This window comes from Streptomyces sp. NPDC008079, assembly GCF_042957385.1.
Lineage (GTDB): Bacteria > Actinomycetota > Actinomycetes > Streptomycetales > Streptomycetaceae > Actinacidiphila.
Genome location: NZ_JBIBIC010000010.1, coordinates 217,206 through 242,334, shown reverse-complemented (window position 1 = coordinate 242,334; position 25,129 = coordinate 217,206). Strand labels below are relative to the sequence as shown.

18 protein-coding genes and 2 pseudogenes are annotated in these 25,129 nt (G+C 73.3%); 10 read left to right on the top strand and 10 right to left on the bottom strand.

The genetic code is table 11. The features are described 5' to 3' along the window. Window positions 1-256 precede the first annotated feature (256 nt). The 5 genes and pseudogenes from ACFZAM_RS22330 to ACFZAM_RS22310 form a co-directional block, all read right to left on the bottom strand. The gene (locus ACFZAM_RS22330) at window positions 257-1,525 is read right to left on the bottom strand and encodes a type ISP restriction/modification enzyme (protein ID WP_391048534.1); all 1,269 of its coding nucleotides are present in this window, start codon (window positions 1,523-1,525) and stop codon (window positions 257-259) included. 14 nt (window positions 1,526-1,539) lie between these two features. Then, a complete protein-coding gene (locus ACFZAM_RS22325; protein ID WP_391048531.1) occupies window positions 1,540-2,286 on the bottom strand; it encodes a UTRA domain-containing protein in 747 nt (248 codons plus the stop codon). Next, a complete protein-coding gene (hmgA, locus tag ACFZAM_RS22320; protein ID WP_355333410.1) occupies window positions 2,283-3,623 on the bottom strand; it encodes a homogentisate 1,2-dioxygenase in 1,341 nt (446 codons plus the stop codon). Before hmgA ends, ACFZAM_RS22325 begins: the two co-directional genes overlap by 4 nt. Before the next feature lie 67 nt (window positions 3,624-3,690). Beyond that, complete coding sequence (locus tag ACFZAM_RS22315; RefSeq protein WP_391048527.1) at window positions 3,691-4,500, bottom strand: GDSL-type esterase/lipase family protein; 810 nt, start codon at window positions 4,498-4,500, stop codon at window positions 3,691-3,693. A gap of 1 nt (window position 4,501) precedes the next feature. Continuing rightward, window positions 4,502-5,916: pseudogene (locus ACFZAM_RS22310) on the bottom strand (DHA2 family efflux MFS transporter permease subunit). Window positions 5,917-6,058: 142 nt separating this feature from the next. Between ACFZAM_RS22310 and ACFZAM_RS22305 the strand changes: the two are divergent. The 5 genes from ACFZAM_RS22305 to ACFZAM_RS22285 all read left to right on the top strand — a co-directional run bounded on the left by ACFZAM_RS22305 (window position 6,059) and on the right by ACFZAM_RS22285 (window position 12,773). Next, window positions 6,059-6,712, top strand: a complete 654-nt coding sequence (locus tag ACFZAM_RS22305; protein ID WP_391048525.1) for a TetR family transcriptional regulator — start codon at window positions 6,059-6,061, stop codon at window positions 6,710-6,712. Window positions 6,713-6,719: 7 nt separating this feature from the next. After that, window positions 6,720-7,325 (top strand): TetR/AcrR family transcriptional regulator, encoded by a 606-nt coding sequence (locus ACFZAM_RS22300; protein WP_355333401.1) that lies wholly within the window; start codon window positions 6,720-6,722, stop codon window positions 7,323-7,325. Between the two features lie 172 nt (window positions 7,326-7,497). Beyond that, window positions 7,498-9,738, top strand: coding sequence for a molybdopterin-dependent oxidoreductase (locus ACFZAM_RS22295; protein ID WP_391048523.1), 2,241 nt, complete (start codon window positions 7,498-7,500; stop codon window positions 9,736-9,738). A gap of 301 nt (window positions 9,739-10,039) precedes the next feature. Beyond that, window positions 10,040-11,440: an aldehyde dehydrogenase family protein gene (locus ACFZAM_RS22290; RefSeq protein ID WP_355333606.1), complete on the top strand. Its 1,401-nt coding sequence runs from the start codon at window positions 10,040-10,042 to the stop codon at window positions 11,438-11,440. A gap of 250 nt (window positions 11,441-11,690) precedes the next feature. Next, on the top strand, window positions 11,691-12,773 hold the full coding sequence (locus ACFZAM_RS22285) for a zinc-binding dehydrogenase (RefSeq protein WP_391048521.1): 1,083 nt from the start codon (window positions 11,691-11,693) through the stop codon (window positions 12,771-12,773). A 97-nt stretch (window positions 12,774-12,870) separates the two neighbouring features. On the opposite strand, the gene ACFZAM_RS22280 is transcribed toward ACFZAM_RS22285, so the two are convergent. Then, window positions 12,871-13,416 (bottom strand): DUF402 domain-containing protein, encoded by a 546-nt coding sequence (locus ACFZAM_RS22280; RefSeq protein ID WP_391048520.1) that lies wholly within the window; start codon window positions 13,414-13,416, stop codon window positions 12,871-12,873. A gap of 72 nt (window positions 13,417-13,488) precedes the next feature. Then, window positions 13,489-14,142 carry a TetR family transcriptional regulator gene (locus tag ACFZAM_RS22275; protein ID WP_391048518.1) on the bottom strand — a complete coding sequence of 218 codons (654 nt, stop codon included), beginning with the start codon at window positions 14,140-14,142 and terminating at the stop codon, window positions 13,489-13,491. An 89-nt stretch (window positions 14,143-14,231) separates the two neighbouring features. Between ACFZAM_RS22275 and ACFZAM_RS22270 the strand changes: the two genes are divergently transcribed. Both ACFZAM_RS22270 and ACFZAM_RS22265 read left to right on the top strand, forming a co-directional pair. Continuing rightward, window positions 14,232-15,386, top strand: coding sequence for an acyl-CoA dehydrogenase family protein (locus ACFZAM_RS22270; RefSeq protein ID WP_391048517.1), 1,155 nt, complete (start codon window positions 14,232-14,234; stop codon window positions 15,384-15,386). Window positions 15,387-15,646: 260 nt separating this feature from the next. Beyond that, the gene (locus ACFZAM_RS22265) at window positions 15,647-16,261 is read left to right on the top strand and encodes a TetR family transcriptional regulator (RefSeq protein WP_391048514.1); all 615 of its coding nucleotides are present in this window, start codon (window positions 15,647-15,649) and stop codon (window positions 16,259-16,261) included. A 55-nt stretch (window positions 16,262-16,316) separates the two neighbouring features. Here the strand turns inward: ACFZAM_RS22265 and ACFZAM_RS22260 are convergent, their stop codons facing one another. Both ACFZAM_RS22260 and ACFZAM_RS22255 read right to left on the bottom strand, forming a co-directional pair. Then, a complete protein-coding gene (locus tag ACFZAM_RS22260) occupies window positions 16,317-16,778 on the bottom strand; it encodes a MaoC/PaaZ C-terminal domain-containing protein (RefSeq protein ID WP_391048511.1) in 462 nt (153 codons plus the stop codon). A gap of 168 nt (window positions 16,779-16,946) precedes the next feature. Further along, complete coding sequence (locus ACFZAM_RS22255) at window positions 16,947-18,386, bottom strand: amidase family protein (RefSeq protein ID WP_391048508.1); 1,440 nt, start codon at window positions 18,384-18,386, stop codon at window positions 16,947-16,949. Window positions 18,387-18,740: 354 nt separating this feature from the next. Between ACFZAM_RS22255 and ACFZAM_RS22250 the strand changes: the two genes are divergently transcribed. After that, window positions 18,741-19,484, top strand: a complete 744-nt coding sequence (locus ACFZAM_RS22250) for a class I SAM-dependent methyltransferase (protein WP_355333380.1) — start codon at window positions 18,741-18,743, stop codon at window positions 19,482-19,484. 213 nt (window positions 19,485-19,697) lie between these two features. Next, window positions 19,698-22,472 carry a penicillin acylase family protein gene (locus tag ACFZAM_RS22245; RefSeq protein WP_391048505.1) on the top strand — a complete coding sequence of 925 codons (2,775 nt, stop codon included), beginning with the start codon at window positions 19,698-19,700 and terminating at the stop codon, window positions 22,470-22,472. A 68-nt stretch (window positions 22,473-22,540) separates the two neighbouring features. Here the strand turns inward: ACFZAM_RS22245 and ACFZAM_RS22240 are convergent, their stop codons facing one another. Further along, on the bottom strand, window positions 22,541-23,998 hold the full coding sequence (locus ACFZAM_RS22240) for a serine-threonine protein kinase (RefSeq protein ID WP_391048503.1): 1,458 nt from the start codon (window positions 23,996-23,998) through the stop codon (window positions 22,541-22,543). A gap of 264 nt (window positions 23,999-24,262) precedes the next feature. On the opposite strand from ACFZAM_RS22240, the pseudogene ACFZAM_RS22235 reads away from it, so the two are divergent. After that, window positions 24,263-25,024, top strand: a pseudogene (locus tag ACFZAM_RS22235) (SDR family oxidoreductase); the annotation flags it as partial. Window positions 25,025-25,129 lie beyond the last annotated feature (105 nt).

Genomic DNA, 25,129 nt, shown 5'->3' with positions numbered 1-25,129 from the left:
GACTCGGACTCCCAGGTCCCGCCGTCCCCTGACCTCGGTCGGGGCCGCGGACCGGCCAGGTGCTCGGATCGTCCGGCGGCCACACCGTCCCGGCTCGGCGCTGCTTCGCGCGGCGCTTCGGTGTGTGCCCGCCGCGGCCGTCCCTCCCCACCGGACGGTCCGCCGCGACACCAGGTCGCGCGGACACCCTTCACCCGGCCGCAGCAGGACCGCTTACGGCAGTGTCGTTCACGGCACGGCTGGTCACAACGGCTGGTCACAGCAGGGCGAACTGCCCGTCCGGCCCTTCCTCGTGGTGTTCCAGCACGGAGGCGGGCCTGCGCCTGGCGGCGGGCACCGGCAGTACGCCGCCGGCCCGCAGTTCGGCCGTCGTGACCGTCTCGCCGCGCACCGCCAGGCGGCGCGCCAGACCCTCGCGGTCCGCGCGCAGACCGGCCAGCAGCGTCAGCACACTGATCAGTTCCAGCAGTTCCGACGTGGTGGCCCGCGTCCACGCGGCGGGTCGCAGCGCCTCCAGGGTCCCCGGCGCACCCGGCGCCGTACGCCGCTCGAACCACGCCTCGATCACCCGCACCCCACCCGCGGTGACCTCCCAGGCGGCCGGTGAGACCGGCGAGATCCGGCCGTCACCGATCAGCAGCGCCCGCTCGTCCGGGTCGTACGACAACTCCCCGGCGGCCGGGGTGTCCGGCAGCGGCGAGCGGACGTAAGGGCGGCTTCCTCCGGGCAGCCGGAGCCGACCGGCGTCGCGTCCCTCGGCGGCATCGGCGAACCGCGCCCCGTGGGTCTGGAGCCACAGCGTCCGGCGCCCGAGCGCCAGCCCCTCCTGCCAGAGCGCGGGATCACGGGGCAGCGGTACGAGGGCGCCGCCGGGGCTCGGCCGCGCCGCCGCGCCGATCCAGGCCAGCACGTCCGCGGCGGCGACCTCGGTGCCCAGCCGCGCGGAGAGCAGGGCGGTCAGCCCCGGCGCGATGTTGGGGTCCCGGCCGCCCGGCTGCCGGAACAGCGGCCGTATCCAGCCCGGCCGCCCGGCAGGGGAGCGCCCGTCGGGCAGGAGCGCGCAGAACACCACAGCGGGCTCCGGCGCCCCGGACTCCGCCACTGACGCGGGCCGCGCCTGATACGCCTGTTCCAGTGCGAAGACCTGCCGGTCGTCGGCCGTCCGCCATATCTCGGCCCGCGCCACGTCGATCAGCCGGTGGTCGGGTATCAGCCACTGCCGGTCGTACGGGCCGTGCTGCACCCGCACCGGCTCGGGGCAGCGACCGGTCTCGCCGGCCAGCGCGGTGGTCGGGGTGCGGTGGCCCGGCAACTGCGCGACGGGCGTGTGCAGATTCCTGGCCCGCGTCGGATGCAGCAGCGCCGACCGGGCGTCCTGGTCCGCGGTGCCGGTGAACAGCGCCCACCGGGCACGCAGACAGGAAGGCTCCGCGGCCATCGGCCAGCCGCGGCCGATCCGCAACGGGCGTACGGACCACGGCATCACGTCGTGCAGCAAAGGCGCGTCATTGCTCACCGCACGCATGCTACTGACGACCCTCAGGGCGCCTCCATCGTCACCGTGAACGAGAAGCGGTCACCCCGGTAATGGATGCGCACCACGTCCACCGCCCGGCCCGACTCGTCGTAGGTCACCCCGGTGTAGTGCAATATCGGGCTCAGCAGCGGCACTTGCAGCAGCCGCGCCGTCTCGGGATCGGCCAGCCGCGCCTCCACGGTGTCGGTGATCCGGCTGATCCGCACGCCGAGCACGTCCCGCAGCACCTTCGTCATCGGCCACCGCTCCAGGTCGGCGAGGTCGATCCGGGCGCCGAGTTCCGGACGTACGAAATTCTCCGCCCAGTTGGTGGGCTCACCGCTCTCGTCGCAGCGCAGCCTGCGGTAGGCCATGGCCCGGTCGAGGTCGGGGAAGTGCTCGGCGGCCCCCGGCGGCAGCGGCTCGGAACCGTAGCGCAGCACCGCCGTACGGCCGCCGGACTGCTGCGCCACGATCGCGTCCACCGAGCCGAGCAGCTTCACCGGCGCCCCGCGCAGCGCCGTCGGCTCGATGAAGGTGCCACGCCTGCGGTGCCGGCTGATCAGGCCCTCGTCCTCCAGCTCCTTGAGCGCCTGCCGCATGGTGAGGACGCTCACCCCGTAGTGCCCGGCCAACTCGTCCTCGGTGGGCAGCCGCAGCGGGACCTGCGCGTGGCGGCCCAGTATCGAGGCGCGCAACGACTGCGAGACCTGGTACCACAGCGGCAGCTTGCGGTTCAGGACGAGGGAGTCGGGGGCGAAGGACGTCACGGCCGGAAGTTTCTCGCAAGCCCCTCCCACACCCGGTCGTAGCCCCCCTGCCGGTGCCTCCCGTTCAGCGCGAACTCGGTGGGCACGACCGGCCAACGGGTCTCGAACATGAACGCCAGCCCGTCGTCCACGCGCTGCGGCGCCAGTTCGGCGGCGCTCGCCTTGTCGAAGGTGGCCCGGTCAGGTCCGTGCGCCGACATCATGTTGTGCAGCGAGGCGCCGCCGGGCACGAAGCCCTCGGCCTTCGCGTCGTACGCCCCCTCGATCAGGCCCATGAACTCGGTCATCACATTGCGGTGGAAGTACGGCGGCCTGAAGGTGTCCTCGCCGACCAGCCAGCGGGGGGCGAAGACCACGAAGTCCGCGCCCGCGAGCCCCGGCGTGTCCGAGGGCGAGGTGAGCACCGTGAAGATCGACGGGTCGGGGTGGTCGTAGCTGAGCGACCCCAGCACGTTGAAGCGGTGCAGGTCGTACACGTACGGCACATGGCTGCCGTGCCAGGCGACCACGTCGAGCGGCGAGTGGTCGTAGACCGCGGCCCAGAGATTGCCGCCGAATTTGTTGACCACCTCCGTCTGCTCGTCCCGGTCCTCGTAGGCGGCGACCGGGGCGCGGAAGTCCCGCGCGTTGGCGAGTCCGTTCGCACCGATCGGGCCCAACTCGGGGAGCTGGAAGGGCTGGCCGTAGTTCTCGCAGACGTAGCCGCTCGCCGTGCCGTCCGGCAGCTCGACGCGGAAGCGGACGCCGCGCGGGATCAGCGCGACCTCGCCCGGATCGGCGCGGATCAGCCCCAACTCGGTCCGCAGCAGCAGGGCGCCCCGCTGCGGCACGATCAGGAACTCGCCGTCCGAGGAGGAGAACACCCGGTCGTGCATCGAGAGGTTGGCCGCGTACCAGTGGATGCCGATGCCCTCACGGCGCAGCACATCGCCGTTGCCACCGACCGTGACCAGGCCGGTCACGAAATCCGTCGGCTCCTGCGGCATCGGCAGCGGGCCCCAGCGCAGCCGGTTGGGGTCGGGCTCCACGTCGAGGAACGGGGCGCTGCGCACCTGGCCGTTGGGGACCCGGCGGAAGGGCGGATGGGCGGCCGAGGGCCTGATCCGGTAGAGCCAGCTCCGTCGGTTGCGGGCGCGCGGCTCGGTGAACGCGGTGCCGCTGAGCTGTTCCGCGTAGAGCCCGAAGGGGGCGCGCTGCGGTGAGTTGCGCCCCTCCGGGAGCGCGCCCGCCACGGCTTCGCTGCTGTGCTCGTTGCCGAAGCCCGAGGAGTACGGCAGGTCCTTGCCGTCCTCGGCGTCGGCGCCGCCCGGCCCGTTCACGGCGTTCGTGGCGTTCATGGTCTGCTCCCGGTGGGGTCTCGTCCGTGATTCCTATGCTGAACCATAGGAATCACGGCGGCAACCCTCAGCCCGAGCCTGTGGAAAACTCCGCTGCCAGGGCCCGGACGGTGGCCGCGGCCGAGACCGCGTGGCCGCGCGCCGAGGCGTGCACCAGGTCGGCGCTGTACAGGTCGCGGTCGGCGACGGCGGGATGGTCGTACATCTCGACGACCACCGCGCCGTAGCGCTCCGCGACCGTCCGGGTCACCTGATTGAGGACGGCGACGCCGCTCTCCAGCGGGCCGCCGCGCAGTTCCGGCACGGCTGCCGCGACATTCACCAGCGCGTACGCGAACAGGGTCCTGCCGGGCGCGGCCAGCCGGGAGAAGAGCAGGTCGAGCTCCTTCTCCAGCACCTCGGGGGAGAAGCCGGGCAGCAGCAGGTCGTTGCCGCCGCAGACGATCGCGACCAGGTCGGGCGCGAAGCGCGCGGCGCGCTCGGCCTGGTCGGCGCGTACCTGGCCCGCGGTGAGACCGCGCATGCCGAGGTTGAGATACGTCAGCTCCGGCACGACCCGGCGCAGGGCCTCCGCGGTGCGGTCGGCCCAGGGCACGGTGCGGTAGCCGGGCACGGGGTCGCCCAGGCCCTCGGCGATGCTGTCGCCGACGACCGCGAAGCGCTTCCAGGGCGCGCCGCGCAGCAGCCGGTCGCTCTCCTCGGGTGACAGGCAGTGGGGGTCGGCGGCCTCCGCCGGGTGATCGGCCGCATAGGTGGCGGAGAAGGCGCTGACCGCGCTGCGGACGGGATCGGGACCGGGAGCGGGGACGGGACTCTGAGCGGGATCGGGATCGGGATCGGGGAGGGGAACGGGAACGGCGTCGCCGTACTGCGTCATCTCAGGACTCCTTGGCAAGGGTGCGGGTCAGGCCGAGGCCGACCACGGCGGCGACGGCGGCAAGCGCGGCGCAGACGAGGAACACCTCGCGGAACGCCCGCGTCCCGTCCAGGCCGTGGGCGGCGATGACCGAGGCGGTCGCGGCGACGCCGAGCGCGCCGCCCAACTGCCGCGCGGTGGTGGTCATGCCGACGCCCGAGGCGAACTGCCGGGGCGGCAGCGATGTCGCGGCGGCGGTGGACAGGGCGGTGAGCGTGGCCCCGAAGGCGGCGCCGCCGATCAGGCCCATGGGCAGCCACAGCGCCAGGAAACGGGTGTCGGCGCCGAGTTGGCACCAGGTCCAGACGCTCACCGCGGCGAAGGCGGCCATGGACACGGCCACGACGGCGGGCAGATGGTGCGGCCGGGCGCGCTTGCCGACCACCAGGGCGGCCACCGCGGAGGTGAGCGCGCCGGGTGTGAGGGCGAAGCCCGCCTTGAGGACCGAGTAGTGCCACACGGTGGTGAGGAACAGCGGTCCGCAGAGCATCCAGGCGAAGAGCGCGGCCCCGGCGAAAGCGGCTGCGGCGGAGGCGACGGCGAAGGCGCGGTCGCGGAACAGGCCGGTCTCGACGGCGGGCGTCACCTGGTGCGTGGAACGGACGAGCGCCACGACGAGCAGTGCCGCGCCGCACAATGTGCTGCCCACAGTGGCCGCGGACGCCCAGCCCCAGTCGCTGCCCTTGCTGAGGCCGAGCACCAGCAGGCCGATGCCCAGGGTGACGGCGAGCGTGCCCAGCGGGTCGGGCAACCGCCGTTCCGCGCCGACGCGTTCCGGCAGGCCGCGCAGTCCCGCGGCCACCAGGAGGATGCCCACCGGCACATTGATGAGGAAAACGGAGCGCCAGCCGAAGGCGTCGACCAGCAGACCGCCCAGGCTCGGCCCGGCGGCGCTGGCCATCGAGCCCGCGGCGCCCCAGACGCCGATCGCCGCCGCGAGCCCGGCGGGGGCGTGGTGGCGAGCAGCAGCCCGAGCGCGGCCGGGATCATCCCGGCCGCGGCGGCGCCCTGGAGGGCGCGGGCGGCGATCAGCCAGGGCAGGCCGGGCGCGGCGGCGCACAAGGCGGAGGCGACCGTGAAGCCGGTGAGCGACAGCAGGAAGACGCGCTTGCGGCCGAAGGCGTCGGCTATCCGTCCCGCGGGGGTGAGCAGCGCGGCGAAGAGCACCGCGTAGCTGCTCACGACCCACGACAGGTCGGACACGCGGTCGGCGGGGAAGCTCTCGGCCAGGTCGGGGAAAGCGACGTTGACCACGGTGGCGTCGAGGAACGCGATGAAGGTGGCGCCCGCGCTGAGCAGCAGGACGCGCCCCGGTCTGACGTCCGGGGTCCGTCCTGAGCCGGGCGGTGCGGGGAGGGTGGAAGCGGGGGAGGACATGGGCCGTCCTTGCCTTGGCAGCGAGAAACATACTGGGAGTACATACTGACGGTATGAAAATACATACCGAAGGTATGTGCGTGTCAAGAGTGGGCAGGCCCTAGGGTGGGGAGGGCATCGCGAACGACAGGAGGGCGCCGCCGTGGCAGCACCGCGCACAGGCACCGGAAGCGGGACGGGCACCGTCCCGGCCCGCAGGGCGGCGGCACGCCCCACGCAGCGCGAGCGGTCGGACGCCACCGTCGAGGACCTGCTCACCGCGGCCCGCGCGCTGTTCGCCGCCGAGGGCTACGCGGCCACCTCGCTGGACGCGGTCTGCGAGCGGGCGGGTGTCACCAAAGGCGCCCTGTACCACCACTTCTCCGGCAAGAGGCAGCTCTTCAGCGCCGTCTACACCCGCGAGCAGGAACGTCTCGCCCACCGGATCTCGACCGCGTATCTCCAGGTCGCCGACCCGTGGGAGGCGGTCTACGAGGGCAGCCGCGCCTATCTGGAGGCGTCCTTGGACCCCGAGGTCCAGCGCATCACGCTCTTCGACGCTCCGGGCGCGCTCGGCTGGGAGGCGATGCGCGACCTCGGCGTCAACTGCCGCCAACTCACCCTGCGCGGCGTGAAGTACGCCATCAAGGCGGGCGCGATCTCGCAGCGCCCCGCCGACCCGCTGACGTCGATGCTCTACGGCGGACTCAGCGAGAGCGCGATGGCGATCGTCAGGGCCGACGACCCGCCGGCCGCCCTGGCGGAAGCCCTCGCCGACCTGCGCAAGCTCTTCGACGCGCTCGCCGCGAAGGGCTGAGGGAGCCGTGCCACGGGCCGTGGGCGCCGACAGCGGACTGCGCCGCGCACCGGTGCAGCAGCGCAGCACCGAACGCCTGGAACGCATCCTCGACGCCTGCGCCCGGCTGTTGGACGAGGGCGGTTACGAGCGTCTCAGCACCCGCGCCGTCGCCGCCCGCGCGGGCGTCCCCATCGGGTCGGTCTACCGTTTCTTCTCCGACAAGCGCGCCCTCGCGGACGCCCTCGCCCACCGCAACCTCGACGAATTCCTCGACCGTACGGCCGCGCGTCTCGCGGAGCCCGGCACCGACCCCGACTGGCGCACGGCAGTCAACATCCTGGTCGACGAGTACACCGCCATGAAGCGCACCGCGCCCGGTTTCGCGCTGGTCGACTTCGGCGTGCCGGGCGAGACCAACCACGACCTCGCCGACCGGCTGCCCGCGCTGCTCGGGGAACGGCTCTCGGTCGACCCCTCGGAACCCCGGCTGCGGCTGGCCCTGGTGATCGCCGTCGAGACGGCGGACGCCGCGCTGCAACTCGCCTTCCGCACCGACCCGTCGGGCGACCCCGGGGTGATCTCCGAGACGAAGGAGCTGATCCGGGCCTATCTCGCGACCGTCCTGGACTGACCTCCCAGGCCCCCAGGCCCCCAGGTCCCCTGGCCTCCCCGCCCCTTCCCGGATCTCCCGCACCCGCCCTCGCGAGGGCCCGATGCCCGCTCCAGGGGTCGTTGTCAGTACCGCCGGGTAATGTCGAAGACGACCGCGCGCCAACGTCGCCGCCCGTCCAGGGGAGTCCCCGATGACCCGAACCGCCCTGCGCATCTGTCCGCTCTGCGAGGCCACCTGCGGCCTCACGCTGTCCGTCGACGACGGACGGGTGACGCATGCCCGCGGCGACCGGGACGACGTGTTCAGCGCGGGCTTCATCTGCCCCAAGGGCGCCGCTTTCGGCGCGCTCGACTCCGACCCCGACCGGCTGCGGCGCCCCCTGGTGCGCCGCGAGGGCCGGCTGACCGAGGCGACGTGGGACGAGGCGTACGCGGCCGTCGCCGCCGGGATCGGCGCGGTCACCGGCGCGCACGGCGGTGACGCGGTCGGCGTCGTCCTCGGCAACCCCAATGTGCACACGATGGCGGGCGGCCTCTACCCCGCGCAGCTCATCGGCGCGCTGCGCACCCGCCGCGTCTTCACCGCGAGCACGCTCGACCAGATGCCCAAGCACGTGTCCTGCGGCTACCTCTTCGGCGACCCGAACGCGATCCCGGTGCCCGACCTGGACCGCACCGACCATCTGCTGCTCATCGGCGCGAACCCGCTGGTGTCCAACGGCAGTCTGGCCACCGCCGCCGACTTCCCCGGCAAGCTCAAGGCGCTGCGGCGGCGCGGCGGCAGACTCGTCGTCATCGACCCGCACCGCACCAGGACCGCCCGCGCCGCCGACCGCCATGTGGCGCCCAGGCCCGGCACCGACGCGGCCCTGCTGCTCGCCATGGTCAGGACACTGTTCGCCGAAGGGCTCGCGGACCCCGGCGAACTGACCCCGTGGCTCAGCGCCGTGGCCGAAGTACGCGACCTGGTGACGGATTTCGCGCCGGAGGCGGTCGCCGCGTATTGCGACATCCCGGCCGACGACATCCGGGCCCTGGCACGCGAGTTGGCGGCGGCCGAGCGCGCCGTGGTCTACGGGCGGCTCGGCAGCACCGCCGTGGAATTCGGCACCCTGGCGAGCTGGGCGGTCGACGTGCTCAACGCGCTGACCGGCAATCTGGACCGGCCGGGCGGCGCCATGTTCCCGCTCGCGGCCACCGCGCGGGCACCCCGACCGCCCGGCCCCGGCAAGGGATTCCGTGTCGGCCGCTGGCACAGCCGGGTCTCGGGACACCCCGAGGTCAAGGGCGAACTGCCCGCCGCCGCCCTCGCCGAGGAGATCGACACTCCCGGGGACGGCCGCCTGCGCGCCCTCGTCGTGGTCGCGGCCAACCCGGTGCTGTCCGCCCCCGACGGCCTGCGGCTCGACCGCGCCCTGGACGGCCTGGACTTCATGGTCAGCGTCGATCCGTACCTCAACGAGACCTCGCGCCACGCCGATGTGGTGCTGCCGCCGCCCCCGCCCGCGCAGAGCGCGCACTACGACTTCGCCTTCAGCACGCTCGCGGTCCGCAACACCGTCCGCTACAGCCCGCCCGCGGTGCCGCTGGAGGACGGACTGCTGGACGAACCGGAGATCCACGCCCGGCTGATCCTCGCCGTCCTGGGACAGACCCGGGAGCAGGGAGCCGACCCCGCGCTCGTGGACGAACAGGCGGTGGTCCGCAAGCTCACCGCCGAGACCGGCGACCCGCACTCGCCGGTCCACGGCCGGGACGTCGCGGAGCTGTCCGCCGCGCTCGGCGGGAGCACCGGATACGAGCGGCGGCTCGACATGATGCTGCGCCTCGGCCCGTACGGCGACGGCTTCGGCGCCGACCCCGACGGCCTCACCCTGGCGAGGGTCCTGGACCGGCCGCACGGCATCGACCTCGGCCCGCTGCGCCCGCGCGTGCCCGAGGTGCTGCGGACACCGTCCGGCACGGTCGAGCTGGCGCCCGAGGCCGTTGCCGCCGATCTGCCGCGGCTGCGGGCCGCGGTGACGCGCGGCGCGGACGGCGAAGGGCTGGTCCTCATCGGGCGCCGCCATCTGCGGTCCAACAACTCCTGGATGCACAATGTGCCCGCGCTCACCGGCGGCACCAACCGCTGCACGGCGCAGATACACCCCGTCGACGCGGCCCGGCTCGGGCTGGCCGACGGGGCGCTCGCCCTGATCAAGGGCGACGGCGGGGAGATCACCGCGGCCGTCGAGATCACCGACGCGCTGCGCCCCGGAGTGGTCAGCGTGCCGCACGGCTGGGGTCACGACCGCGAGGGCACCCGGCTGACCGAGGCGGCCCGCGAGCCGGGCGTCAACGTCAATCAGTTGCTCGACGGCACGCGGCTCGACCCGCTCTCCGGCACGGCCCTGCTCAACGGATTCCCGATACGGATGGAGGCCGTCCGCTGACCCGCGCCGCGCCCGTGACACGGCCGGGTGACACGGCGCCGCCGAGTGGTGTGACACCCGGACAGCGGGGCACGGGACCCCTGGGCGCGGGTCGCCCGGGGAGGGCGGCCGGACGTCACGGGCCCGGCCCGGCCCCGCGCGGAGCCCGGGTCGTCGGGTGTTCCCGGCGCGACGTGACTGACGGCACGCGACACACCCTGGCCACAAAAAACTAACGGCGCTAGTTTGGGCGTCGGACGCAGAGCGGTGACCCCGGAGGGCAGCAACGGTGGACGGTACGGCAGAGGGCGCACAGGACCTGGTGACATCGCGCGACGCCCAGTACATCGGCGGGAAGTGGCGCCCCGCCGCGGGCGGCGGCCGGATCGACGTCGTCAACCCGGTGACCGAGAAGGTCATCGGACAGGTGCCCGCGGGCACCGCGGAGGACGTGGACGAGGCCGTACGCGCCGCGCGCGCCGCCCTGCCCGGCTGGGCGGCCACCCCGCCCGCGGAACGCGGCGCGATACTCGGCGCGGTACGCGACCTGATGGCGGCGCGCCGCGAGGAGATCGCCGCGACCGTCGCCGCCGAGCTGGGCGCCCCGCCCGCCTTCGCCGCCGCCGTCCACACCGACATGCCCACCGCCGTCATGGGCAGCTTCGCCGCGCTCGCCGCCGGGTACGGCTTCGAGGAACAGGTCGGCAACTCACGGGTGTTCCAGGAGCCGGTCGGCGTCGTCGGCGCGATCACCCCGTGGAACTACCCGCTGCACCAGGTCGTCGCCAAGGCCGCCCCCGCGCTGGCCGCGGGCTGCACCGTGGTGCTCAAGCCCGCGGAGGACACCCCGCTGGTCGCCCAGCTCTTCGCCGCGATCCTCGACGAGGCCGGGCTCCCCGCCGGAGTCTTCAACTTGGTCACCGGCCTCGGCCCGGTCGCCGGACAGGCGCTCGCCGAGCACCCCGGCGTGGACATGGTCTCCTTCACCGGTTCCACTGCGGTCGGACGGCAGATCGGCGCCACCGCGGGCGCGGCCGTCAAGCGCGTCGCGCTCGAACTGGGCGGAAAGTCCGCGAACGTCATCCTCCCCGGCGCCGACCTCGCCCGCGCCGTCAACGTCGGCATCGCCAACGTCTTCGCCAACTCCGGCCAGACATGCAGCGCCTGGACCCGGATCCTCGTCGACTCCGCGCGCTACGACGAAGCCGTCGAGGCGGCCACCGCGGCAGCCGCCAAGTACGTACCCGGCGAACGGCTCGGCCCGGTCGTCAACGCCAAGCAGCGCGAGCGGGTGCGCGGCTACATCCGGCGCGGCGCCGCGGAAGGCGCGCGGATCGTCGTCGGCGGCCCCGACGCGCCGGACGGACTGGAGACCGGCTACTACGTACGCCCCACCGTCTTCGCCGACGTCGACCCCGGTATGACGATCGCCCAGGAGGAGATCTTCGGCCCGGTCGTCGCCCTGATCAGGTACGAGGACGAGGACGACGCCCTGCGCATCGCCAATGGCACGGTGTACGGGCTCGCGGGCGCGGTCTGGGGCGCCGACGACGCGGAGGCCGTCGCCTTCGCCCGCCGGATGGACACCGGACAGGTCGACATCAACGGCGGCCGGTTCAACCCGCTGGCGCCCTTCGGCGGTTACAAGCAGTCCGGAGTCGGCCGCGAGCTGGGCGCGCACGGGCTGGCGGAGTACCTCCAGACCAAGTCCCTCCAGTTCTGACCCCAGGACCCCAGGACCGCAGGACCGCCCGACCCGCCTGAACCGCACGAACCGCCCGCCCCTCCCGACCTGTTCGGGCCGACTCGGTCGACCGGGATCACCCCGGCCGACCCGGTCCGACCGGCCCGTTGCCCCACCCCGCTCACGCCCGCTCGTCCGCACCCGCATCCGCACCCGTCCGCATCCGTCAGCCCCCGACCGCATCCGTCCGCATCCGGATCCGCTCGCAGCCCCGCACCCAGGAGACCTCGTGGTACGCGCAGCCGTCCTGCCCGCCGTCAACGCGCCGCTGGCCGTCGCCGACATCGAGCTGCCCGACCCCGGCCCCGGACAGGTCCGGGTCCGGCTGGCGGCGGCGGGCGTGTGCCACTCCGACCTGTCGCTGTCCAACGGGACGCTGCGCCAGCCGGTACCCGCCGTCCTCGGCCATGAGGGCGCGGGCACGGTGGTGTCGGTCGGAGACGGCGTCGGCCATCTCGCCCCCGGTGACCGCGTGGTCCTCAACTGGGCGCCAGCCTGCGGCGACTGCCACTTCTGCGGCCTCGCCGAGCCCTGGCTGTGCGCCAACTCCGCCACGGCAGCCGCCAGTCCGTACGCCACGCTGGCCGCCGACGGCAGCCCGCTCTACCCGGGCCTGGGCACCGCCGTCTTCGCCGAGGAGACCGTGGTCGCCGCGGGCGCGGTCCTGCCGCTCCCCGACGGCGTCCCGCTCACCGACGCCGCGCTGCTCGGCTGCGCCGTACTCACCGGCTACGGCGCGGTGCACCACTCGGCGCGGATCCGTACCGGCGAGAGCGTCGCCGTCTACGGGGTCGGCGGCGTGGGGCTCGCCGTGCTCCAGTCGGCGCGGATCGCGGGCGCCGAGCGGATCATCGCGGTCGATGTCGCGCCCGCCAAGGAGGAGCTGGCGCGGGCGGCCGGCGCCACCGACTTCGTCGTCTCCGGGGACGATACGGCCAAGCGGATCCGCAAGCTCACCGACGGCTTCGGCGCCGACGCGGCCATCGAGTGCGTGGGCCGCGCCGACACCATCCGCACCGCCTGGTCCTCCACGCGCCGCGGCGGCCGTACGACAGTGGTCGGCATCGGCGGCCAGGACCAGCAGGTCACCTTCACCGCGCTGGAACTCTTCTACTTCGGCCGCACGCTCTCCGGCTGCGTGTACGGAAACTGCGACCCGGCCGTGGATCTGCCGGTGCTCGCCGAGCACGTACGGGCGGGCCGCCTCGACCTGTCCGCCATGGTCACCGACCGCATCACGCTCGACGGCATCCCGGCGGCCTTCGAGGCGATGACCGCCGGGCGCGGCGGCCGGGCGCTGGTGGTCTTCTGACCGGTCGGTCGGGCCGGATTCCCGCGGGACCGCGCACCCGCCGCTGTCAGCGGGCGCGTCCCTGGGCGTACGTCTAGGCGGACGTCTACGCGTACGCCTACGCCTGCGCGCCGTCGACCATCGCCAGCCAGTGCCGGTGGGTGCCGTCGAAGGGACCGGTGCCCTCCGCCACCGCCGTCATCAGCCACGCGGCGGCGGATTCGGCGGCGCCGATCACATCGGCGGGGTAGCCGTACCGCACCTGGTGCTCGGCGAATTCGTCCTCGTCGACCAGGATCGGCAGTTCGGCGCCGCGCTTGAGCAGGACGTCCAGGTCGAGGTCGACCATGGTGACCTCGGCGGGGGACGGCCACCGCGGCGGGGTGGTGATGTCGCAGTAGATCTCGGTGCGGCGGGGCGCGGCGTTGAAGGTCGCCGTCCACCAGGCGTCGCGCGGGAAGAGGATGATGTGCGCCTCGGGGATCGGGACGTGGGGGTTGTGGCCCTTGCGCACCAGGCCGAAGCCGGGGAGGCCGAGCCATACGCCGTGCTCGTCCTCGCCGAGCCGCCGCATCCGCAGATTCCAGTGCAGAGTGCCGTCGTATTTGCGGTAGTTGACCTGGACGAAGTCGGGCTCGGGGCCCTGCGGGACCGGTTCTGACATGGCGCCATCCTGTCAGCAGGCGCGGCCGGTCCGCCCCCGGATTTCCCGCCGGGAGGCCACCCGCGCCGGGGCTCACGCCGGGGCGGTTCCCGGGCCCGCGAGAGCCTCGAACTGCACGGCCAGACCGTCGATCAGCGCGCGCAGCCCCGTCTCGAAGGCGCCGCTGTCGATCTGCCGCTGGTGCTTGGCGAGGAGGTGGGCCTGGCCGAGGTGCGGATAGTCGGCGGGGTCGTAGACGTCCGCGTCGCCGACGAAGCCGCCCGCGAAGGAGCCGAGCGCGGAGCCGGTGACGAAGTAGCGCATGAGGGCGCCGATCCGGGTGGCGTGGGCGGGCGGCCAGCCCGCCTCGACCATGCCGCCGAAGACGGCGTCGGCCATCCGGAGCCCGGCGGGCCGCAGGCCGGGCCCGACGGCGAGGAACGGCACGATGTGCGGGTGGTCGGTGAGGGCGGCGCGATAGGAGCGGCCCCAGTCGAGCAGCGCCTGCCGCCAGTCCCTGCCGTCACCGAACATCGACAGGTCGACCTGGGTGACGACGGTGTCGGCCGCCGCGTCGAGGATGGCTTCCTTGGTGGCGAAGTGGTTGTAGAGGGAGGGCCCGCTCACGCCCAGTTCGGCCGCGAGCCGCCGGGTGGACAGGGCCGCCAGACCCTCCTCGTCGATGAGGGCGAGGGCCGCCGCGACGATCCGGTCGCGACTGAGCAGGGGCTTGCGGGGGCGGGCCATGCGGCACATAGTAGAGCCTGCCGCCCGAAAACTAGCGGTGGTAGTTTCGAAGGATCGTCCGGACGATCGTGGGATGCGGTGACGACGCAGTGAACCTTGAGCTGACCGAGGAGCAGGCCGCCGTCAAGGAGCTGGCCAGGGACTTCACCGAGCGCGAGATCACGCCGAACGCGGTGGCGTGGGACCGCGCCGAGAGCGTGGACCGCGCCATCGTGAAGAAGCTCGGCGCGCTCGGTTTCCTGGGACTCACCGTCGACGAGGAGTACGGCGGCTCCGGCGGCGACCACCTCGCCTACTGCCTGGTGACCGAGGAGCTGGGCCGCGGCGACTCCTCCGTGCGCGGCATCGTCTCGGTCTCGCTCGGGCTGGTCGCCAAGTCGATCGCGCGCTGGGGGAGCGAGGAGCACAAGCGCGCGTGGCTGCCCCGGCTCACCGCGGGCGACGCGGTGGGCTGCTTCGGGCTGACCGAGCCGGGCACCGGTTCGGACGCCGCGAATCTCACCACCCGCGCGGTACGGGACGGCGACTCGTACGTGATCACCGGCAGCAAGATGTTCATCACCAACGGCACCTGGGCCGATGTCGTCCTGCTCTTCGCCCGCACCGGCCGCGCCGACGAGGGGCACAAGGGCGTCAGCGCCTTCCTGGTGCCGACCGACACGGCGGGCCTGACCCGCCGCGAGATCCACGGCAAGCTCGGGCTGCGCGGGCAGGCGACGGCCGAGCTGGTCCTCGACGGCGTCCGCGTCCCGGCCTCCGCGATGCTCGCGCCCGAGGGCAAGGGCTTCTCCGTGGCGATGTCCGCGCTGGCCAAGGGCCGGATGTCGGTCGCGGCGGGCTGCGTCGGCATCGCCCAGGCGTGCCTGGACGCGGCGGTGGCGTACGCGGGGGAGCGCGAGCAGTTCGGCGCGCCGATCGCCGGGCGCCAGCTCGTCCAGGAGCTGCTCGCCGACATCGCGGTGGACGTGGACGCGGCCCGGCTGCTCACCTGGCGGGTCGCCGACCTGATCGACCGCGGGCTGCCCTTCGCCACCGAGTCCTCGGTCGCCAAGCTCTACGCGAGCGAGGCCGCCGTGCGCTGTGCCAACAACGCCCTCCAGGTCTTCGGCGGCTACGGCTACATCGACGAGTACCCGGCGGGCAAGCTGCTGCGGGACGCGCGGGTCATGACGCTGTACGAAGGCACCAGCCAGATACACAAGCTGCTGATCGGACGGGCGCTGACCGGCGTATCGGCGTTCTGACCGCAGGCCGCGCACCCGTACGCACCCGTACCGCACTCCCCGGACACCCGTACCGCTTCCACGCACCGCGTCCCCGTACCGCACTCCCCGTACGGCACCCGTACCGCTTCCACGCACCGCGCCCCCGTACCGCTTCGACGTCCTGTCTCGACGTCCCCCCTGCCCTGGTCACGACAAGTGACGAGCGACCGCTTAGTATCTAAGCGCTTGCTCAGCCCCGCGATAGGGTGGCGGCTGTGACCGGCGGTGAGGAGCGTGCGATGAGCGTCGAGGCGACAACCGGCGAGGCGTGGGGGGACATCAGCCCCGACGCCGCGAGGCGGCTGGTGATCGCGGCGGTACAGGCGTTCGCCGAGCGCGGCTACCACGCCACGACCACCCGCGACATCGCCGGGCGCGCGGGCATGAGCCCCGCCGCGCTCTACATCCACTACAAGACCAAAGAGGAACTGCTCTACCAGATCAGCAAGGTCGGCCACCTGCGCTCGCTCGCCATGCTCTCCGAAGCCAGGGACGGCGACGGCAGCGCGGCCGAACGGCTGGAGAGCGCCGTACGCGCCTTCGTCCGCTGGCACGCCGAGCACCACACGACCGGGCGGGTCGTGCAGTACGAGCTGGGCGCGCTCGCCCCCGAGCACCACGCGGAGATCGTGGCGCTGCGGCGGCAGAGCGAGGACGCGATCCGCACGATCATCAAGGACGGCGTGACGGCGGGCGAATTCGACGTCCCCGAGGTCTCCGGGACCACGCTCGCCGTGCTGTCGCTCTGCATCGACGTGGCCCGCTGGTTCAACCCCGAAGGCCGCAGGACCCCGGACGAGGTCGGCGCGCTCTACGCCGACCTCGTGCTGCGCATGGTGCGGCCCACGGCCTGAGGGCGCTACCCGCGCGAACGCGTCCACGGACAGCCGTCCGAACGCGTCCGCAGAGCTACAGATAGAAGCGGGCCACCGTCTCCGCCACGCACACCGGCTTGTCGCCGCCCTCGCGCTCGATCGTCACCTTCGTCACGAGCTGGATGCCGCCGCCCACCTCGGTGACCTCCGCGACCTCGGCGGTCGCGCGGAGCCGGGAGCCGACCGGTACGGGAGCGGGGAAACGCACCTTGTTCACGCCGTAGTTGACGCCCATCTTCACGCCCTCGACCAGCAGGAGCTGCGGGGTGAGGGACGGGATCAGGGAGAGCGTCAGATAGCCGTGCGCGATGGTCGTGCCGAACGGGCCGAGCGCCGCCTTCTCCGCGTCGACGTGGATCCACTGGTGGTCCCCGGTGGCCTCGGCGAACAGGTCGATCCGCTTCTGGTCGATCTCCTGCCACTCGGTCCAGCCGAGCTGTTCGCCGACGGCGGCGCGCAGTTCGTCCGGCGAAGCGAAGATGCGGGGCTGCGACATGGGGTGGCCTCCAGGGGCGGTCCGGTACGGCACGCTACGGGGTTTCTAAGCGCTTGCTCAGCGACTCTCAGCATGGTTCGGGGGCCGCCGGGTGTCAATCGCCGCCGCGCGGTCGGCCGCCCCTCGCGCCGCCCGGCCGCCGATCCCGTACCCCCGGCTCCCGCGCCGTTACCAGAGCTCCGGCCGCCGCCCCGCCCACGGCCTGGCCCGTTCCAACTGCGCCGACAGCGACACCAGCGTCGCCTCGTCGCCGTACCGCCCGCCCAGCATCACGCCGATCGGCAGCCCCGCGTCCGTCCAGTGCAGCGGGACGCTGACCGCGGGCTGGCCCGTCGCGTTGTACAGCGGGGTGAAGGGCGTGAAGGCGGCCATCGCGTCGAATTCGGCCGTCGGGTCCGCGTCGTCGCGCATGCCCCCGACCAGGGCGGGCGGCTGCGCGAGCGTCGGCGTCAGGATCACGTCGTACGACGTCAGGAGCGCGTCCGCAATGAGCTGGCCGAGTATGCGGAAGACGTAGAGGGCGCCCGCGAAGTCCAGCCCCGACACCTTGCCGCCCGCCGCCCGCAGATGCCGGGTCAGCGGCATCAGCAAGTGCTCGTCGCCCGGCGCGACCGGCCGGGCCGCGGCCATCACCGACCAGACCGCGTTGAACGCCTGCCGCACCGAGTCGTCCACCGGCAGCGCCATCTCGTCCACGTCGTGGCCCAGTTCGCGCAGCAGCCCCGCCGCGCCGTCGAGCGCGGCCCGGCAGTCGGGGTGCAGCGCGACGCCGGGCACCGGCGGATCGGCGAGCGCCACCACGCGCAGCGGCCCCGGCTCGCGGCGGGCGTGGGAGAGGAAGGTCTCGCCGGGCGGCAGCGCGGGCGCCCCGTACGGGGCGCCGGGCTCGGGGCCCGCGAGGATGTCGAGCAGCGCCGCCGCGTCGGCGACGGTACGGGCGATCGGGCCCGACGTACTGAGCCCGCTCACGTCGTGCAGGACGGGACCGCCGCTCACCCGGCCGCGGCTCGGTTTTATGCCGAACAGCCCGCAAACCGAGGACGGGATACGGATCGAGCCGCCGCCGTCGCTGCCCTGCGCGACCGGCGCGAGGCCGCCCGCCACCGCCGCCCCGGCGCCACCGCTCGAACCGCCCGCCGACCGCTCCAGGTCCCAGGGCGTGCGGGCGGGCGGCGCCAGCCGGTTCTCGGTGTAGCAGGGCAGCCCGAACTCGGGGGTGTTGGTCTTGCCGAGCAGGATCGTGCCCGCCTTGCGCAGCCGGGCCGCCACATGGTCCTCGGCGTCGGGTACGTGCTCCGCGAAGGCCGCGGAACCGAAGGTGCAGCGCACACCCGCCACCAGATTCAGGTCCTTGACCGGCACCGGGACGCCGTGCAGCACGGGCAGTTCGTCGGCCGCGCCCTCGCGCCGCGCGGCCAGCGCCCACGCCTCGGCCTCCGCCGCCTGCTTGCGGGCGACCTCCGGCGTCACGGTGATGAACGCGCCGAGCGTCGCGTCGAGCCGGTCGATCCGCTCCAGATAGTGCTCGGTCAACTCGACCGGCGACACCGCCCCCTCACGTACCGCAGCCGCCTGCTCCACCGCCGTCAGATCGTGCAACTGGGCCATGCCCGCTCCCGCCTTCCGCCGCTCGTACCGCCGTGCGCCACGCGTCGTGCGCCGCGATCCTCGCATTACCGGCGGGTACCGACCAGCCCCTCGGCGGACCCGGTCACCGCCCGGGACCCGTCACGCCTGATGACCACGGCCCCGTGGCGGTGACGCCCGTCGGCCGGTGACGCCGCCGACCGGTGACGCCCGTCGGCCGGTGGCGCCTGCCGACCGGTGACGGCCGTCGCCCCGCCGTCGGCCACTATGGAGCCGAGCCGACGGGCCAAAACGAGTGGCACCCGCCATCCCGATCGGGGACCATCGCGAACGCCCGAGCCCGCCTGTGAACGACCAGCATCGCCAAGGAGCCACATGAGCCTGCGCCACCACGAGATCGCCGAGGCGGACAACCGCATCCTCAACCCCCTCAGCCAGGAGAAGCTGCGGCTGCTCGGTGAGATCTGCCGGTTGAAGGAGGGGCAGCGGCACCTCGACCTCGCCTGCGGGAAGGGCGAGATGCTGGCCGGCTGGGCGAAGCGGTACGGCACGGGCGGTGTCGGCGTCGACCTCAGCGAGGTCTTCCTGACGGCGGCGCGCGAGCGGGCCGCGGAATTCGGCGTGTCGGAGAGCGTGACCTTCGAGCGCGGCGACGCCGGGAAATACCAGCCGGAGCCCGCCGCCTTCGACATCGCCTCGTGCCTCGGCGCCACCTGGATCGGGGACGGCCTCGCGGGCACGATCGAGCTGCTGCGGCCCGCCCTGCGCCCCGGCGGACTCATGCTGATCGGCGAGCCGTACTGGCACGAGACACCTCCGGAGGAGGCGTACGAGGCCCTCGGCACCGAGCCGGACGACTTCGTGTCGCTCAGCGGCACCCTGGACCGCTTCGAGGCGGCGGGCGTCGACCTGGTCGAAATGGTGCTGGCCGACGGCGACAACTGGGACCGCTACTACGCGCCCCAGTGGTTCGCGATCTCCGAATGGCTCCGCCGCACCCCCGCCGACCACCCCGACGTACCGGCCATGCGCGAATTCCTCGACCACCAGCGGCGCGGCCATCTCACCTACGGCAAGCGCTACTTCGGCTGGGGCGTCTTCGTCCTGCGCCCCCGCTGACCGCGACGCGCGCCGCTGCTCCCGGCGTGCCCCCGCTGACCGCGACGCGCGCCCGCTGACCCAACCCGCGCCCGCTCACCCCAACGCGCCCCCGCGGCTGCGGGAGTCGGGGGCGGCGGGATGTGGGGGAAGTGAAAAGCTGACGCATGTTCATCTTCCGGGAAGGAGGTACCGGCGGTAACGTCCGGGGACTGGTATCCGGAAGGAGCAGACATGCCGCTGCGGACCCCACGACGGATCGGCAAGCTGGGCAGGATCGGCAAGTGGAGAACGGCGACAGCCGCGGCGCTGCTGGCGCTCGGGGCCACCTTGGTGGCTCCGTTGCCGCTGGCGGCGCAGGCCGCGGACAACTCGGGCGACTACTGCGCGGGACAGTGCTCTGACATTCTGCCGCCGGGCGAGAACGGCAACGCCACGCTCGCGGACATTCTGGCGAACAAGGTGCTCGGGACACGCCCCGCGCACACCTCTGACCAGCTCGGACCGTATTCGTCGCTCGCCGACGGATACCCAGGGCTGACCGACGCGACCATCAGCAACTTCTTCAACAGCTCGTCCTTCGGCGTCCCTTCGGGCCAGGTCGCCTCGGTGATCAGCCCGCGCTCGGACGTGACGATCACCCGTGACAAGGCGACGGGCGTCCCCCACATCAAGGGCACGACCAGGCAGGGCACGGAGTACGGCGCCGGATACGCGGCGGCGCAGGACCGGCTGTGGCTGATGGACCTCTTCCGGCACGTCGGACGCGGCGAACTGTCGTCGTTCGCGGGCGGCGCGGCGGCCAACCGCGGCCTGGAGCAGGAGTTCTGGCGGCAGGCCCCGTACACCGAGGCCGACCTCCAGGACCAGGTCACCCGGCTGGCGAACAGCGGCGGCGCCCGCGGCCAGCAGGCGCTCGCCGACGCGCAGGCGTACGTCGACGGCATCAACGCCTACATCACGCAGTCCAAGAACGGCCGTTACTTCCCCGGCGAGTACGTCCTCACCGGGCACATGGACGCGATCACCAACGCGGGCACGATCGACCCGTTCCAGCTCACCGACATGATCGCGCTCGCCTCGGTGATCGGCGCGCTGTTCGGCACCGGCGGCGGCGGAGAGGTGGAGTCCGCGCTGTCGCTGCTGGCGGCGCAGCAGAAGTACGGGGTCGCCGAGGGCACCAAGGTCTGGGAGTCCTTCCGCGAGCGGGACGATCCCGAGGCCACGCCCACCGTGCACGACGGCAGCAGCTTCCCGTACGCCGGCAAGCCCGCGCAGGCCAAGGGCCAGGCGCTGCCCGACGCCGGCTCGGTCGTACCGGAACCGCTGGTCTACGACGCGACCGGCGGCGCCAAGCAGGCCACCACCAAGAGCCCCGGAGTGCTGCCGAGCAACCTCTTCTCCGGCGACGCCACGAAGAAGGGAATGTCCAACGCTCTCGTGGTCAGCGGCGCGCACACCGCCAGCGGCCACCCGGTCGCCGTCTTCGGTCCGCAAACCGGCTATTTCGCGCCACAGTTGCTGATGCTCCAGGAGTTGCAGGGCCCCGGCATCAGCGCGCGCGGCGCGTCCTTCGCGGGCCTGGGCATGTACGTGGAACTCGGCCGGGGCCAGGACTACGCCTGGAGCGCGACCTCCGCGAGCCAGGACGTCACCGACACCTACGCCGTGGAGCTGTGCCAGGACTCCACGCACTATGTGCTGCACGGCGCGTGCGTGCCGATGGAGAAGCTGGAACGCACCAACTCCTGGTCGCCGACCGTCGCCGACTCCACGGCGGCGGGCTCGTACCGCATGCAGGTCTGGCGCACGGCGTACGGCCCGGTGCAGTACCGGGCGACCGTCGGCGGCAAGGCCGTCGCCTATACGGCGCTGCGCAGTTCGTACCGGCACGAGGCCGACTCGATCCTGGGCTTCCAGGAGCTGAACGACCCCGGATTCGTGCACGACGCCGCCTCGTTCCAGCGGGCGACGCAGGACATCAACTACACCTTCAACTGGTTCTACGCGGACTCCCAGCACACCGCGTACTACAACAGCGGCACCAACCCGGTCAGGGCGGACGGCGTGGACCCGTCGTTCCCGGTGTGGGCGCAGGCCGCCTACGACTGGCGCGGCTGGGACCCGGTGACCAACACCGCCTCCTACACCCCGCCCGCGCAGCATCCGCAGTCCGTCGACCAGGACTACTACGTGTCGTGGAACAACAAGCAGGCCAAGGGGTACACCTCGGCGGGCTTCGGCAACGGCTCCGTGCACCGCGCCGACCTGCTGGAGGACCGGGTGAAGGCGCTCACCCAGGCGGGCGGCGTCACCCGCGCCGCGCTCACCAAGGCCATGGCGGACGCGGCGCTCACCGACCTGCGCGGTGAGGACGTCCTGCCCGACCTGCTCCAGGTGATCCACAGCGCACCGGTCACCGATCCCCAGGAAGCCACCGCCGTACAGCAGTTGGAGGCGTGGAGCACGGCGGGCACCAAGCGGCACGAGACCTCGCCCGGCTCGCACACGTACGCCAACGCGGACGCGGTACGGGTGATGGACGCGTGGTGGCCGCTGCTGATCGCGGGCGAGTTCCAGCCCGGCCTCGGCAGCGACCTCTACAACGCGCTGGCCGCGAACCTCGCGATCGACGAGTCGCCGTCCGCGGGACACGGGCCGACCGGCTCGCACGCGGGCAGCGCCTTCCAGTACGGCTGGTGGTCGTACGCCGACAAGGATCTGCGCAAGGTGCTCGGCAAGCCGGTGCAGGGCGCGCTCGACCAGACGTACTGCGGCGGCGGCCAACTGACCGCCTGCCGCGACATGTTGCTGTCCACGCTGAAGCAGGCGGCGGCCGTCCCGGCGGCCACCGTCTACCCGGCCGACGACAGCGGCTGCTCCGCCGGTGACCAGTGGTGCGCCGACTCGATCGTCCAGCGTCCGCTGGGCGGAGTCACGGACGACCGGATCGCGTGGCAGAACCGGCCCACCTTCCAGCAGGTGGTGGAATTCCCGTCACACAGGTGACACGTCCCGCTCAGGGGTGAGCCCTTGAGCCCTTGAGCGGTGCGCGGTGACAGTCGCGGGCCGGGTCCTCAGCCGGGGACCCGGCCCGCGGCGCGCAGCACCAGGCGGGCCAGCTCCTCGTGGCAGATGTCGCTGTGCGCGCCGGACGGCGGCCCGCCCGAGCACACCACCGAGGACGCGTCCACGCTGACGCAGCCGGTCCTCGGCAGCTCACCGGCCAGGGCCCGCTCCAGGGTCAACTCCGGTGCGCCGTCCAGAGCTTGGAAGCCGTCGTGGCCCAGCGCGCCCCAGCGTTCGCCGAAGCCGAGCAGATCCGCTCCCGCGTGGGCGATGTCGCCGAGCAGCGACTCGTCCTCACCCGCGAGCCGCGAGGCCAGCGGGTAGAACACGCCGAGCGCCTGGTCGTGCCGCGAATGGCAGGCCACCAGGGGCCCGGTGACCCGCCGTTGCCTGCCGTGCAGCGCCCCGCCCCGCGCGTCGAAGGGCTGCGGGCCGCTGAACGCGTAGTGCGAGAGGGCCCCTTGGAGCAGGGTCACCGACGAGACCCGGACGGTGGACGGCATGCCGTCCAGCGCGAAGGACACCAGCCGCGCGCCGAAGCTGTGCCCGATCAGGTGGACCCGGACCGAGGGCGCGCGGCGCGCCAGCACCCCGAGCAGCGGCCCGAGCCCGCGCTGCCCGACGGTCCCCGCGCGCCGCTTCATCGCGTAGTACGTCGCCTGCCGCAGCAACTCCTTGGCGCCGTCCCACACGCGCCGGCCGAGCCCGCCGAACACCGCCTCGCCGGAGACGGGTTGGGCCGGGGCGACCTCGGCGCCCGCTGTCGCCAGGGCGTCGGCCAGTGAGAGGCAGGTGGTGACGGGGTCCTGGGTGAAGAGGAGCGGCTCGGCGCCCGGCGCGGTGCCCATGTCCTCGGCGAGGAGGCTCTGGGCGGCGACGCCTTGTGCGGCGGGATCTGAGGCGGCCGGACCCTGTGCGGCGGCGCCCGGACTCGGCGGCAGTCCGGTGAGCGTACGGACCAGCGCGGCGAATTCGTCCAGCCGCTCGGGCGCTTCCGGCCGCTCGGCCAGCAGTTCCGCGATCCGGTCGAGCGTCGGTCCGCTGCCGGGGAAGACCTCGCCGAGCGCGGCCCTGGTCAGGGGGTCGAGCGCGGCGCCCGACGCGGCGGCGCCGTCCGCCACGGGCGCGGCGAGCGTCGGGGAGGTGCGCGGGAAATCGGGGATGGGCTCGTCGCTGAAGCGCATCGACGGCCAGTGCACGCCGACGTAGCCGAAGCGGAGGTCCGGCGCGGCGGCCAGCAGGCCGGGGAAGGGGCCGAAGAAGCCGTCGTAGAGCGCGGTCGCGGTGGCGATGTCGTTGTTCCAGCCGTGCGAGAAGACCACCACATCGGTCCGGTCCCCGACCGCCTCCAGCAGCGCGTCCCGCTGCCGGGGGTCGGGGTCGCCGTCCGCGTCGAAGGTCAGGTCCCAGTACGGCCGGACGCTGGTCACTGAGGTGCTGGTCACTGAGGTGCCGGTCACGGCCATGGTGCCCCCCTGGAAATACGCCGTGATGGTGCGGTTCGCCCGCATCATCCCGACAGGGCCGGGTGTCGTCCATCCCCCGGACGGCTGAATACGCACCGGCTACGTACGCGGCGGCACCGGCTACGTACACGGCGCGCGGCCGGACCCCAGGCCCCGGCGTCCGGGGTCCGCCCCCGCCCCCCGGCCCGGCACTACCGGATTGTGTGACCGACCGCTTAGTATGCGAAGGAGCCGAGTCGAGTCGAAGGAGACACGATCGTGGTCGTGGAAGCAGTGCGCGGCGCCCGGGTGGTCGTCACCGGGGCGGGCGGCGGCATCGGAGCCGCCCTCGCCCGCAGATTCGCCGCCGAGGGCGCGCGGGTCGTGGTGAACGACCTGGACGCCGACGCCGCCCGCGCGGTCGCCGACGAGATCGGCGCGGCCGTCGTCCCCGGCGACGCCTCCGGCATCGTGCCCGCCGCCCGCACCGCGCTCGGCGGCGGCGTCGACATCTTCTGCGCCAACGCCGGGGTCGGCACCGGCGGCGGCCCCGAGGCGGACGACGCCGCCTGGGAGCTGGCCTGGGACGTCAACGTCATGAGCCACGTCCGCGCCGCCCGCGCGCTGCTCCCCGAATGGCTGGAGCGCGGGCAGGGGCGCTTCGTGTCCACCGTCTCGGCCGCCGGACTGCTGACGATGATCGGCGCGGCCCCGTACTCGGTCACCAAGCACGGCGCGCTCGCCTTCGCCGAATGGCTCTCGCTCACCTACCGGCACCGCGGCGTCCACGTGCACGCGGTGTGCCCGCAGGGCGTGCGCACCGCGATGCTCCGCTCCACCGGGGTCGCGGGCGACCTCGTGCTCGCGCCGAACGCCATCGAGCCCGAGGACGTCGCCCAGGCGGTGCTCGACGGCATCGCGGCCGACCGCTTCCTGATCCTGCCGCACCCCGAGGTCGCCGGTTATTACGCGGCCCGCGCCGCGGAACCCGACCGCTGGCTCCGCGGCATGAACAAACTCCAGCGCACCTACGAGGAGTTGCGGGCGAAGGAAGCCGGACAGGCCGAGGGCGCGGGGAAGGCCGGGAAAGCCGAGGACGCCGTGAAAGCCGAGGGCGCGGGGAAGGTCGGGAGAGCCGACGACACCGGGAAA